Origin of the sequence: Streptomyces sp. IMTB 2501 (assembly GCF_001953885.1) — a bacterium.
Lineage (GTDB): Bacteria > Actinomycetota > Actinomycetes > Streptomycetales > Streptomycetaceae > Streptomyces.
Genome location: NZ_MQUS01000068.1, coordinates 1 through 11,858 on the forward strand (window position 1 = coordinate 1; position 11,858 = coordinate 11,858).

An 11,858-nucleotide genomic window follows, 5' to 3' on the forward strand; every position below is an offset into this window, starting at 1 on the left:
GGACGTCCACCTGCTCGCCCCGGGCCTGTTCCGGCGAGAGGTACCAGCCCAGGCCAATGCCTCCTCGTCCTGCTGCAGCCGGGCCCCTGCGCAGACGCCACATCAAGATCGTCCCGTACGACGGGTGCTGGTGGAACTCAGCCCCTGCGATCTCACCTGCGGCCGGATCCGCTACAGGTATACGGCGTGGTGTTCCGCCTCCTCCCGTGCCGCCTGCGCCGGTCGGCGTCGCGGACGTGGCTCCGCCTCCGGTGCCGCCGGCGAACACGGTTGAGCCGACCGGCGACTGACCGCCGGGCGTGCCGCCGTTCCGGCCAAGGACCACTGAGGCCTTCCGCGCAGCCGCTGATGCTGATTCCCCGGCCGCCGGCCGGTGGGCCATGCGTCGCGTGAGGGGCTGCGGGTTGCGAGTCCGGCGGCGAAACAATGCACCGTCGTTGGCTTCTCCTGCCCGGCGGTGGAGTGTCGGAGGCAGTCGGCAAGAGGGGCGAATGCGACAGGGGGTGTGCGCTTCCGGTCAGTTGGGGCCGGGAGTCATCAAGGAGGCGCATCGTTTCTCCACAAGCGAATGCATGTTCGCCATACGTTTACCTATCGTCTGTCTCTCATTCCGGTTCTTCGGGGCCTTCCGGCCTCGGTTCTTACAGGGAGTGCAGACATGGAGTCGTTACGGCATCTCGCCGCCCACCTCGGGCTCGACCTCGCCGCCGTCGGCGTGCTGACCTTCGCCATCTACTATCCGCGCCACCGTCGGCGCGACCTCGTGCCGGCCTATCTCGCCCTGAACACCGGCCTCTTCACCGTCGTCACCGCCCTCGCCGAGGTGCGTGGCGGCGGAGGAGCGGCCCTGGGCTTCGGCCTCTTCGGCGTGCTCTCGATCGTGAGACTCCGCTCCGACGCAGTGCAGCACGAAGAAGTCGCCTACTACTTCACCACCCTGGTCCTCGGGTTGCTCTGCGGACTGCCGAGGCTGCCGTTCGCGCTCACCGGCGGGCTGTGCGCCATCCTGCTCCTCATCGTCTGGACGGCCGACAGCCCCCGCCTCCTGGCCGGCACCCGGCGCGCCGTCGTCACCCTCGACACCGTCCACGAGGACCCGGCCGCGCTCCGCGCCGACCTCGTACGGCGCCTGGGTGAGCCCCTCCAGTGGACGGTCATGGAAGTCGACTTCGTCCGGGACCTCACCGTCGTCGACGTCCGCTACCGCGAGAGGGCAGCGGCCCCGGCCGGCCGGGGCTCCGTGCCCGCCGCCGGACCCGCCCACCGGACCACGCCCGCCTGGGAAACCGCATGACCACCGCACCGGTCCGCTCCGCCGCTGCGGTCCGCGCCATCGGCGAGGCCGCCCACGGCGCCGGCCCGATCTCGCTCGACGAGCTCAACGAACGGGCCGCCCTCCTCGCGCGTTTCGACCACAGCTACCTAGTGCCCGCGGACACCTTCCGGCGCATCGTCGGCCGGCTCACCGACCCGCACCGGCCCGGCGGCCCCTTCCGCGCCCTCGACATAGACGGCCGGCGTGCCTTCCGCTACCACTCCGTCTACTACGACACCCCCGGGCTCCGCTCCTTCCATGACCACCGGCAGGGCCGCCGGCTCCGCTTCAAGATCCGGGAACGGGTCTACGCGGACACGGGTGAACGGCAGTTCGAGATCAAGCTCAAGGGGCCGCGCGGCGACACCGTCAAACGCCGCCGTCCGCTGACCGGAGCGGCCACCCCGCTCGACCCCGACTGCCGGGGGTTCCTCTCCGACACCCTGCGCACCGCGTACGGCATCGGCGCCCCGGCAGCCCTCGAACCGTCCCTGTGCACCGACTACATTCGCGCCACCTTCGTGGCCGACGGCGAGCGCATCACCTGCGACGCGGCACTGGTCTGCGACGACATGCGCACCGGGCGCACCGTGCGGTGCACGGGCGACCTCGTTCTCGTCGAGACCAAGACCACCGGGCATCTCACCGAGGCGGACCGCCTGTTGCACGCCCACGGGATACGCCCCGCCGTCTTCACCAAATACTGCAGCGCCTACGCCGCACTGCGACCCGCACTCCCCGCCGGCCGGTGGCGCCGCGCCGCCCGCCGTGCTTTCGGTGAGGTGGCCCCGGAGCCGGCGTGCTGAACGGCCGGTGAAAGCCCGGTGGCAGGACTGGCCCGCCGCCGGGGCAGCCCTGCGGCCGGGAGGCGATGTGTGTCCTCCCGGCCGGACACCGGGGCCCTGTCAGGCGGATCTCCACTCGTGGGCGCGCCCGGTGCGGCATGGTTGGCCCCGGCGAGGGGCGCGGGGCATTTCGATACGCGGCTTCCGTTTGCGGCTCTGCCGCGGCTGCGTCCGGCACTCACAGGCGCGCAATCCCTACGGCATCCGCCCGCCAGTGCAACTGGCGAGGCATCACGCAATGCCGGGGCCAGAGCCCTGTACGCCGTCGGGAAAGCTGCACTCCTCTGGTGAAGAAGCGTATCCGGCCGTAGGCGTGCAACCGTGTCGAGGGCAGCGGCCAGGTCGTGGTGTCCCAGGCCGGGGCAGTGTCTCGGCAGGTGGATGAGCCTGGAGCGGACGGTTCGCCATCTGCTTGTATGACCTGACGAGGCAATCCAGGAGGTGACAGACACATGGTGTCCACGGAGAGCATTCTCGCGTTCGCGGCGATGTCACTACTGGTGATTGTGATTCCAGGGCCGAGCGTGCTGTTTGTGATCGGCAGGGCGCTGGCGCACGGCCGCCGCACGGCGCTCGCGACCGTCCTGGGCAACCTGATCGGTTCGTACCTACTGGTGACCGCTGTGGCGTGGGGCCTGGGCACACTGGTGGAAACGTCTGCGGCGGTATTCACGGGCGTGAAGCTGGCCGGTGCGGCGTATCTCGTCTACCTCGGGGTGCAAGCATTCCGGCACCGCAAGGAGATGCGCGCGGCGGACATGGAGGCTCCGGCGGGTGAGCGGCACGGCGATCTGCGCACGGTCCTGGACGGTGTTTTCGTGGGCTTCACCAACCCGAAGGGCCTCATCTTCTTCGCGGCGGTGCTGCCGCAGTTCGTGGACCACTCGGCGGGCCGTGTCCCCCTCCAGATGATGGTCTTGGGGCTGGTCCCGGTCGCCATCGGCATGATCACGGACACCCTGTGGGGACTGGGCGCCTCGGCGGCCCGTTCCTGGTTCGCCCGCTCGGACCGCCGACTGTCGATGGTTGGCGGGGCGGGCGGCTTCGCGATGATCGGGCTGGGTGTGACCGTGGCAGCGACGGGCCGCGCCGACTAACCCGCGCCTTTGCCGGATGGGCTGCCCGAGAAATGCCCACAGGACGGAACCGGCCTCAGCCGCCCACCGAGACACCGTCACCGAAACCACCCCCAAGGCACGCTCGGTCCCGGGGCCAGTCCTGCCGATCGTGCTGTCAGCACTACAAAGCAGGCGGCGCGGCGACGAGCACCAGGAGCACGGTCTCCGCACGGTGATGGCACGCCGCGGTACGCCTGTCCCGCGTGAAAACCCGAGTTCGGGCCCCTGATCAGGATGTTTCGCTGCGGGACGGTGATGGACCGGGGCATGATCGAGATTCAGGGGGTGGTCATGGATCTGTCTGCTGACGCGCAGGTCGCTGGAGCTGGCGGGCTTGCGGCTGCTGGGCAACACTGCCAAGGACATCGAACTGCTGGTGCTGCGGCACCGGCTCGCTGTGCTCCAACGCCAGCTCGGCAAACCGGAGTTGGAACCGGCCGACCGGGCCCTGCTGGCGGCCCTGTCGCGTCTGCTGCCTGACAGAGCTGGAGCAGCTTCTTGGTCACCCCGGCGACGCTGCTGCGCAGGCACCGAGAGCTGATCGCCGGCAAGAGGACCTACCCCCACAAGAACCCCGGTCGGCCGCCGATATCGGAGGAGACGCGGGAGCTGATCCTGCGTCTCACGCGGGAGAATCCACTGTGGGGACACCGCAGAGTGCAGGGAGAGCTGACCCGGTTCGGCATCACGGTCTGCGCCGCCACCGTCAGATCAGTACTGCGGCAGGGCAACATTCCGCCCGCGCCCCAGCGGGCTCACGACGCCTGGGCCTCCTTCCTGCGCGCCCAGGCTTCCAGACTGCCGGCCTGCGACTTCTTCCATGTGGATACCGCGTTCTGCCGACGGCTGTACGCGCTGTTCGTCATGGGACGGGGAGTTCTCCGACGGCTTCGACGCCGTGCTCGCCGACGCGGGCGTGCAGGCGCTACTTTCCCCGCCGAGATCGCCGAAGGCAAACGCCTTCGCGGAACGCTGGGTCGGCACCGTCCGACGCGAGAGCACCGACCGGCTACTCGTCATGGACGAACGGCACCTGCGCACCGTCCTGAACACCTACACCGACCACTACAACAGGCACCGCCCCCACCGATCCCTCCACCAACGATCTCCCCAAGCCTCGGAGACCGGCCAGACGGCACCTGTCATCCTCTTCGGAGGCCGCGTCCGCCGCGCTCAACCACTCGGCGGCCTCATCAACGAGTACCAGCAAGCAGCCTGACGGCAGGCAGACAAACGGCCTGATCAGCAGCCCGAACCAGGGTTTTCACGCGGGACACCCGGCGGGGCTGGTCAGCCCTCCTTGCCAGCAGCTGAACCGTGGTGGGCATACCGCGCCACGCTGTGAGTTCGAGTGGCGCGGTATGCGGATGTCAGGGGCCCGGTTCTAGTGAGGCGCCCGGCTGGTGCCGTGTGGGGTGTTGGCGAGCCAGCAGGCGCCGCCCTGGGGGAGCCAGTCGAATTCCTCAAGTAGGGAGACGACTCGCTTCACGACGGCGTCGGGAGTGCCGCTCCACGCTTCGAAGCCAGTGTCTCCGAGATCTCCCACCTGCATCAACCCGCCGCTCACCAGTTGGGTGAGTGCTTCCGTGGCCACGTCCCGGAAGTCGCGGTCGCACTGCTCGGCTGTCTCCTGTGCGAGCCCGATCAGACGGTCGACAGGTACCCAGTCGTCCAGTCCTTCTTCCAGGAGTTCGCGAATGATGTACTCAGTGCTCACTCGGCAGGTGCACCTTCCTTCCCTTGCCTGTTACGGGGAAGATGTCGATGGTCTCTCCACCCGAGGCCGATGATGCACGCCACTGCATGATCGTGCCGTCGGGGAGCTTGTAGACATCCGGGATCTTTGGTCCGCGAGCTGGCAGCCTCTGCGCGCCCTTGGTCCACCGCTCAAAGGTCTTTCGTAGCTCTGCGGCGGTCGGTATCTCTTTGACGTGCTTCTGCTTGCCGTCGGAGAGGGCGTCGAACTCCGCCTTCCACTTGCCGCAGCCGTTGGCGTTGTGAACCAGCAGCGGTGTGCTGCCGGCCATGACGTAGAAGGTGTGCAGGTCACCGACGGTGAGGTTGTGAACGGTCTGGTCGGGAGCGGTCCAGGCCCTGACCGCGCTGACCTGTACCCGTGTGCCAGCGCCGGTCCGTAGCCAGACTCCCGGCTGTAGTTGGTCGGCTGCCGCCCAGGCTTCGAGGTCGTCGGCCCAGAACGGATGCTTGTCCGTGGCAGTGACCTTGGAGGGGCCGTGGTCGGTCTGCACGGTGACGTCGACGAGGCTTTTCTCGCCCCGCCCTGCGATCAGGGCGGTGACCGGCTCCTGCTGTTGGCGGCCGGTTGCCGGATCGGCGGCCAGGACGCGGTCGCCTTCCCGGATCTGCTCGATGGGCAGTTGTGATCCGTCCGCCATCAGCACCTTGGTGCCGTCGGGGAAGCTGTTGCAGGTGACGGCCTGTTCGCCCTTGCGCGCCTTGCGCACCTCGTCCGCCGTGAGCAGCCGGTCGCCGGTCCGCAGCCAGCCCAGAACGGACAGCCCGCCCAGCATGCGCTCTTCGGTGGTCAGCTTCTGGCCGGTGACCAGGTCCTTACCGACGAGCGCTTCGACTATGCCCTTGCCGTCGCCGACACCGGGGAGCAGGTCCAGCAGCAGTGACATCCTGCGCTGCTGCTCGGCATCGTCCAGGAGGGATTCTCCAGAGGACCAGGTGTCCCCAATGCGGGAGAAGTCGAAGTCGAGCCCCGACATGTCGCGGAGCTTCTCCGCACCCTTCTTGATGCCGGGGACGTGCCTGTTCGCCTCGTCTACTCCCTTGTTGGCCTGGCGGATGCCGTCGTTGAGCTCCTTCATGCCCTTGTTGGCCTTGTTGATGCCCTTGTTGGCTTGAGACAGGCCCTTGTTGACATCACGGGCGCCCGAGTTCATCGTGTCCAGGCCGCGGTTCATCTTGTCGAAACCCGCGTTGATCTGGTCGAGCGTGTCGTTGAGCTCGTGCAGTTCCTTCTCAAGGTCGAAGAGGGGCTTGGCCTCGGGGTACTTCTTCGGCTCAGGAAAGTACTCGCCCAGTGCGACGGTCAGGAAGGTCAGAGCGAGCAGGGAGTCGTTCTGGTCCCCGAGCAGAGAGTCCGCCTTGGCCAGGTTCTTACCCAGTTTGTCGAGGTGCGGCTTGGCGCTCTTGAAGGTCTTGACAGCCTGTTCCAGCAGCTTTGCCTGCTGGGCGGGGTCCGGCGACTTGTTGGGATCCACGAGGTCCAGCGGCTTGAGGGCTTCAAGGTCCTTGATGTTTTTGTCGAGGGCCTTGAAGCTCGCTCCGTGATCCTTCATGGCGGCCTGTCCGGTGTAGAGGTACACCCCCACTCCGGCGCCGAGCGCGATGGCCTTGCCCGCAAACTGCTTGAGGCACGCGGGCCTCTCAAGCAGCGGCAGACGGTCGCAGTTTGCGTACTGAGCCACCTTGCGGACGATTTTCGCAAGCCGCTCCACGCGGCTCTGCTCCGCAGCGGAGGCGGTGGCTGCGGATCCCACGCAGCCGGTGAACACGATGGCCAGGGCGACGAACAACGCCGCGATCCTGGATCTGAAATTGTGGTGCATGTATTCCTTGACCGGCGTTCACCGGTCGACACCGGAGCGCCGGGCCTGATTCCCCGTGCCAGGATGGCAGTCTCTTTGCTGGCTCATGGCCAAATAATCAGGAACACCATAACTTACACACGACTGTGCACTTCTCCGGGGCCGCGCGGCGCGTACCGCCGTGGCAGCGGAGCAAGCTACGCCCTGCCCGGAGCCTCCTGGGAAGTCACCAAGTAGGCAGCGGGGCCCCGAAGCGGGAACGACCTGGCTGTCGGGCAGAGTTGCCGCCACCACAACTGTCAGCACGTCCAGCGCTGCGCTCGGATGGCCGCCATCCGTTCTGGTTGCCCACCTGCTCGACGTGCGCACCGCTCCTCGCGCCCGGTGCGCTCCTCCAGGCATCCTCGTCCTGCTTCTACTTCTGCGCTCCGTCCGAAACCTCCGCCAATGCCCACCGGGATCACGGACTCGGCTGTCCCGCCCGCCCGCTCGCGAAGGAGCCGAATGGCGACCACCACTGCCACCGCCGACTACTGGGAGCCGCTCTGGGCCGGCGGACGCCGGTACCGGGAAGTCAGCACCGCCGAGGCCACGCTTCTGGCGGATCATGTCGGACCCGGCCGTGGGCGCCCGGCCCTCGACATCGGCACCGGCGAGGCGCCCTCGCCCACCACCTCCACGAGCTCGGTTACCGCACCACCGGCGTCGACTTCTCCCCCAGCGCCATCGCCGCAGCAGCCCAGAAAACCCGGAGCCACCAGCACGGCGAAGGGCCGACCTGGCATCTGATGGACTTCACCGCCGACGACGTCAACGCCCTGCCGGACCGCGCGTACGCGGTCGTCACCTGCCGCCTGGTCTATCGGTGGATGGACGACAAGCCGGCCTTCCTCGACCGCGTCCGGAAGGTCCTGGCACCCGGCGGGACCTTCTGGGTCGTCACCGAACTCGCCGGGCGCCGCGAGGACAGCGACCCCTGCAAGCACCTCGGGATCAACGTCGCCGAGGCCGAGACGCTCACCGCGGGCTGGCCCGTCGTACGCACCGCCGATCTCGACGTGCTGCGCTGCTACGCACTCCGCCCCTGAACCCGACCTGGGAGACAACACGTTGGGCCCGGAACGACACACACGCCTCGCCTGGGACGCCTACGGAACACACCACCTGCGGCGCGGTACACCCCTGACGGAAGTGGACCAGATCACGTGGGGCCCCGCGGCGAACGGACCGGGGGACGGCATCCTCGGGGACCTCAAGGGCCTGCGCGTCCTGGACCTCGGCTGCGGCCCCGCCCGGCACGCGGCACACCTGGCCCGCACCTACGGCGCACACGTGGACGCCGTCGACGCCTCCCCCAGCCAGATCGAACGGGCCCGCACCCGCTACCCCGACGTGCCAGGATTGCGGCTGGTCAACGCCGACGCCGTCGAGCACCTGGGCACGGCAGCGCCGTACGACGTGATCTACTCCCTGAGTACCTTCCACTTCCTCGACCCCCACCGGCTCCTGCCCGCCCTGGCGACCGCCCTCAAGCCCGGAGGCCGACTGTACTTCACCGTGCTGCACACCAACTCCGCCGGCGACGGCCCCACCCCGGCCGTCACCTCACGCCCGGAGATCCTGCGCCCGGCCGGCGGCAACGACCTCACCGTGCACATGTGGGTGCTCACATCCGAGGTGTGGGAAGACCTGCTCGTGCAGTACGGGCTCCGAGTGCAGGGCGTCACTGTCCTCGACGCGCCGCAGGAGAACAACCACGCATCCTACCGGCTCTTCCAAGCCCACCGACCGGACCGGATCACCGCACGCCCCCGCACCGTGAAGCCACCCGTCGCCGGCGCCGCAGCAGGCGTCGGCGCCGTGCTGCTCGGGCCCCAAGGCCTGCTGCTGGGCCGACACCGGCTGGGTACACGAGAACTGCCCGGCGGGACCGTTGAGCCGGGCGAGTCAGTACAGGAGGCAGTCGTACGCGAACTCGCCGAGGAGACAGGCCTGTACGCAGTCCCCGCCGACGTCCGTCTCCTGGGCATACTCCTCGACCGGGTCGGGGACGTCGTCCGCATCACCTTCGGCGCACTCGTCACCCGCTGGCGCGGGGAAGCGGCCGACCAGCCCGACGAGAGCGTCGGCGACTGGCGCTGGTGGCCCATGGACGCCCTGCCCCCGGACCTGTTCGAGTGCAGCGCCCAGATCCTCACCGCCTGGCGCCCCGACCTCCCGATCGACCACGCACCCGCCCACTTCACCCCCATCAGCGACCCACACACGCCCACCACTGCATGATCCCGCCCCTACATACAGGCGGGGACACACTCCAATCGCCAAACATGAAGGACCGATCCGGTGACCACTCCGCGCGGCGCCACACCCGGAGACGCGGAAAACCCATCATGGGGCAACCGCAGGGTGGACGGCGAACTCGCCACCCTACGGCTAACGCGCCACGCGGTAGCGGAGGTAGACGACTCTCGAGCTGAAGGTGCGGGTCTCGAGGAGTTCGAGATCCACCCGGCGCTCGTGCTGGGGGAAGAACGGAATGCCCCCGCCAAGCAGCACCGGGTAGACCCTGGCCCGGTACTCGTCGATCAGACCCAACGCGGCCGCCTCGACGGCGAGAGTCGCGCCGCCGATCGCGATGTCATCCTCTCCCGGCTCGGCTCGCAACCGCTCGATCTCCTCCGCCAGGCCGCCGGAGGCCAGGCGGGCATTGCCCTGTACCGCCGTCAACGTGGTGGAGAACACCACCTTGGGGAGCGGCTTCCAGATCGCGGCAAACTCAAGCGTTGAGAAGTCGAGCGATGGATTCTGGTCGGCGGTCTCCCAGTACAGCATCGTCTCGTACAGCCGTCGCCCCAACAGGTGGACGCCGACCTCTCGCACCTCGTCGGTGGCGAAGCGAAAGACCTCCTCATCGGGCGTCGTCCAGTCGAAGCCACCGTCCGGCCCGACGATGTAGCCGTCAAGTGAGACGCCCATCGAATAGGTCACGCTGCGCATCACATGGTCCTCCTCGGCAACGGGTTCGACAGTACGACCGCCGGACGCCGCAGAACTCATCGCGGCTCGCGGGATACCCTGGACCGAGTCACCTCATCGCACAGCGATCTTCACTCGTTCGGGTCAATGTTCGGTACTTCTGTGCGGCCGACCCGCTCTGCCAGGGCATGTCCACGACGAGGCAACGCACAGCGATTGAGGGAGGCGCCCATCATGAGAGCGCCGCACCGTCCGGCCGGACAGCCCCCTATTGGTCAAGTCTCCTTGACGGCTTGGGCGCGCGATCGGACTACCGGCTCCTCCCCCGTCGGCCTGCCTTCCGCCAGCGGTCTGCGGTTTGCGTTCTAAGGCCGGGTGTCCACCGAGGACCATCAGGACCCGGACGCCTCGCCGGCCTGGCAATGGTTGCGCGCGAAGGCCCTGGTCTCCGGACACGGACGGATCGTCGCCGAGTTCTTCGACACCGGACGCAGCCGAACCATCCCTTGGGCGGGGTGGCCCCGAGCCGCCGCGCTGCTGGCGGCGACGGCCGATCCCGACCGGGAGTTCGATGCCGTTGTCACATGCTCCGGTGAACGGGCCTTCTACAGCAACCAGTTCGCGGCCATGGCTCCACCCTTCGACCACTACGGCGTCGAGGTGTGGGGGCCGGAGCTGCTGGCCAATCCCCGTTACACCGGCCGGCAGGTCTGGAACCGCCGGCGCACCGACCACGACCTCGTCGATCCCGCGAACACCCCCTCGGCCACCGCGACGTCATGTGCAGGAACACTCCCAGCGACTGGATCGTCTCCGCCCGCCCCGCGCACCCGGCGCTGGTGCAACGAGGCCGACTTCATCACCGTCCAGAACCCGCGCATCTGCCGGGAGACGGTACCCGGACGCACCTATCTCCCGGCCGGGCTGCTGTGCCGCGGCGTCTGCGGTCGGCGCAGGAGTCCCACTCGATCCACGACGGTCCCGGCTACCGGTGCCGCCACGGCCACACCGTAGTGCCCCTCGCGCATACGAGGGGAGCCGTGGGCCGTCTCCGGTCAGTTCTCACCGGCGGGCAGCGGTGACCTTCACGCTGCACTGCAGATCAGCGAGGTAGACCTGGGAGTGTCCGCTCGGGTCGAGCTTGCGCGGGCCGCCGCCTTTGGGGACTGTACCCAGGTCGACGGCCTCTCCGTTCGCAGCGTCGCGTAGGTCGAGCCCGCAGTCGCCGGCACCGTCGCCGGGGTGATCTTGGGGAGGCTGCCGCAGTGACCGGCCCGAATGACACCCATGGGGCTCCAAAATTGCTTCACCGCCTCTGGCCTCGAATCGTGAGCCTTGGTAGCGGTGGGGCAAGATCAGTCTTCGTGCTCGTTCGGCTGATCTGCCTGTTCGCCACGCGGGTCTTCGCATGGCTGGCTCTGCTGTGCCGATCTACCGCGGCGAAGAACGCGGAGATCCTCACTCTGCGGCACGAGGTCACGGTGCTGCGCCGCCCGGTCGCCGCGCCAAAGCCGGGCTGGCCGGATCGCGCGCTGCTGGCGGCGCTCGCCCGGCTCCTACCGCGGGCGCTCCGCGTACACCGGATCGTCTCCCCACGCACCCTGCTCGCCCGGCACCAGCGCCTGGTGAAGAAGAAGTGGGCCCAGCCGCCCCTTCCAGGCCGCCCGCTGCCGCCCGACGAGCTTGGAGGCCTGATCGTCCGACTCGGCACCGAGAACCCTCAGCGAGGGTTCCGCCCCGTACACGACGAACTGCACCGACTCGCTCACAAGATCAGCCCGGCCACGGCGCGCCGCGTCCTGCATGCCGCCGGAATCAGCCCGACGCCACGCCGCCACCCGGCGCGCACTCCCACCGTGCACATCCTGGGCGTCACCACGCACCCCACCGCCGCACGGGCGACCCAGCAGGCCCGACAGCTGCTGTGGCAGCTCGGCAACCGCGCCGCTGACTTCACGCACCTCGTCCGGGATCAGGACGCGAAGTTCACCGATGCTTTCGATGCCGTCTACGCCAGCGAGGACGTTGCCGTGGCGAAAATCCCTCC

Annotated in this window: 10 protein-coding genes and 2 pseudogenes; 9 read left to right on the forward strand and 3 right to left on the reverse strand. The window is 68.5% G+C overall.

Features of this window, described 5'->3' with window-relative positions; translation table 11 throughout:
• Positions 1 to 658: 658 nt before the first annotated feature.
• The 5 genes and pseudogenes from AV521_RS45760 (at position 659) to AV521_RS52110 (ending at position 4,497) form a co-directional block, all read left to right on the forward strand.
• Entirely contained in the window at positions 659 to 1,294 is a 636-nt protein-coding gene (locus tag AV521_RS45760; protein WP_076097880.1) for a DUF4956 domain-containing protein, read from the forward strand.
• Positions 1,291 to 2,121 carry a polyphosphate polymerase domain-containing protein gene (locus AV521_RS45765; protein ID WP_076097881.1) on the forward strand — a complete coding sequence of 277 codons (831 nt, stop codon included), beginning with the start codon at positions 1,291 to 1,293 and terminating at the stop codon, positions 2,119 to 2,121. Before AV521_RS45760 ends, AV521_RS45765 begins: the two co-directional genes overlap by 4 nt.
• 491 nt (positions 2,122 to 2,612) lie before the next feature.
• Positions 2,613 to 3,257, forward strand: a complete 645-nt coding sequence (locus AV521_RS45770) for a LysE family translocator (RefSeq protein ID WP_076097882.1) — start codon at positions 2,613 to 2,615, stop codon at positions 3,255 to 3,257.
• A gap of 519 nt (positions 3,258 to 3,776) precedes the next feature.
• Positions 3,777 to 3,938, forward strand: a pseudogene (locus AV521_RS52105) (integrase); the annotation flags it as partial.
• A gap of 160 nt (positions 3,939 to 4,098) precedes the next feature.
• Entirely contained in the window at positions 4,099 to 4,497 is a 399-nt protein-coding gene (locus AV521_RS52110) for a transposase (protein WP_256726018.1), read from the forward strand.
• Between the two features lie 165 nt (positions 4,498 to 4,662).
• Here the strand turns inward: AV521_RS52110 and AV521_RS45780 are convergent, their stop codons facing one another.
• Both AV521_RS45780 and AV521_RS52115 read right to left on the reverse strand, forming a co-directional pair.
• Positions 4,663 to 4,995, reverse strand: coding sequence for a hypothetical protein (locus tag AV521_RS45780; RefSeq protein ID WP_076097883.1), 333 nt, complete (start codon positions 4,993 to 4,995; stop codon positions 4,663 to 4,665).
• The gene (locus AV521_RS52115; protein WP_076097884.1) at positions 4,985 to 6,856 is read right to left on the reverse strand and encodes a polymorphic toxin-type HINT domain-containing protein; all 1,872 of its coding nucleotides are present in this window, start codon (positions 6,854 to 6,856) and stop codon (positions 4,985 to 4,987) included. The genes AV521_RS45780 and AV521_RS52115 overlap by 11 nt, the downstream gene beginning before the upstream one ends.
• Before the next feature lie 125 nt (positions 6,857 to 6,981).
• Between AV521_RS52115 and AV521_RS52120 the strand changes: the two genes are divergently transcribed.
• Positions 6,982 to 7,923, forward strand: coding sequence for a class I SAM-dependent methyltransferase (locus AV521_RS52120; protein WP_256726019.1), 942 nt, complete (start codon positions 6,982 to 6,984; stop codon positions 7,921 to 7,923).
• Between the two features lie 103 nt (positions 7,924 to 8,026).
• A complete protein-coding gene (locus AV521_RS52475; RefSeq protein ID WP_305965232.1) occupies positions 8,027 to 9,118 on the forward strand; it encodes a bifunctional class I SAM-dependent methyltransferase/NUDIX hydrolase in 1,092 nt (363 codons plus the stop codon).
• Between the two features lie 150 nt (positions 9,119 to 9,268).
• Here AV521_RS52475 and AV521_RS45800 read toward each other — a convergent pair whose 3' ends face one another.
• Positions 9,269 to 9,832: a dihydrofolate reductase family protein gene (locus AV521_RS45800; RefSeq protein WP_076097887.1), complete on the reverse strand. Its 564-nt coding sequence runs from the start codon at positions 9,830 to 9,832 to the stop codon at positions 9,269 to 9,271.
• A gap of 354 nt (positions 9,833 to 10,186) precedes the next feature.
• Between AV521_RS45800 and AV521_RS45805 the strand changes: the two genes are divergently transcribed.
• Together AV521_RS45805 and AV521_RS52135 are read left to right on the forward strand one after the other, a co-directional pair.
• Complete coding sequence (locus AV521_RS45805; RefSeq protein WP_076097886.1) at positions 10,187 to 10,825, forward strand: hypothetical protein; 639 nt, start codon at positions 10,187 to 10,189, stop codon at positions 10,823 to 10,825.
• A gap of 350 nt (positions 10,826 to 11,175) precedes the next feature.
• Positions 11,176 to 11,858: pseudogene (locus AV521_RS52135) on the forward strand (transposase); the annotation flags it as partial.

Coding starts and splice junctions, on each gene's coding strand:
- AV521_RS45760 (WP_076097880.1), top strand. CDS start 659: ATGGAGTCGTTACGGCATCTCGCCGCCCACCTCGGGCTCGACCTCGCC.
- AV521_RS45765 (WP_076097881.1), top strand. CDS start 1,291: ATGACCACCGCACCGGTCCGCTCCGCCGCTGCGGTCCGCGCCATCGGC.
- AV521_RS45770 (WP_076097882.1), top strand. CDS start 2,613: ATGGTGTCCACGGAGAGCATTCTCGCGTTCGCGGCGATGTCACTACTG.
- AV521_RS52110 (WP_256726018.1), top strand. CDS start 4,099: ATGTGGATACCGCGTTCTGCCGACGGCTGTACGCGCTGTTCGTCATGG.
- AV521_RS52115 (WP_076097884.1), bottom strand. CDS start 6,856: ATGCACCACAATTTCAGATCCAGGATCGCGGCGTTGTTCGTCGCCCTG.
- AV521_RS45800 (WP_076097887.1), bottom strand. CDS start 9,832: ATGCGCAGCGTGACCTATTCGATGGGCGTCTCACTTGACGGCTACATC.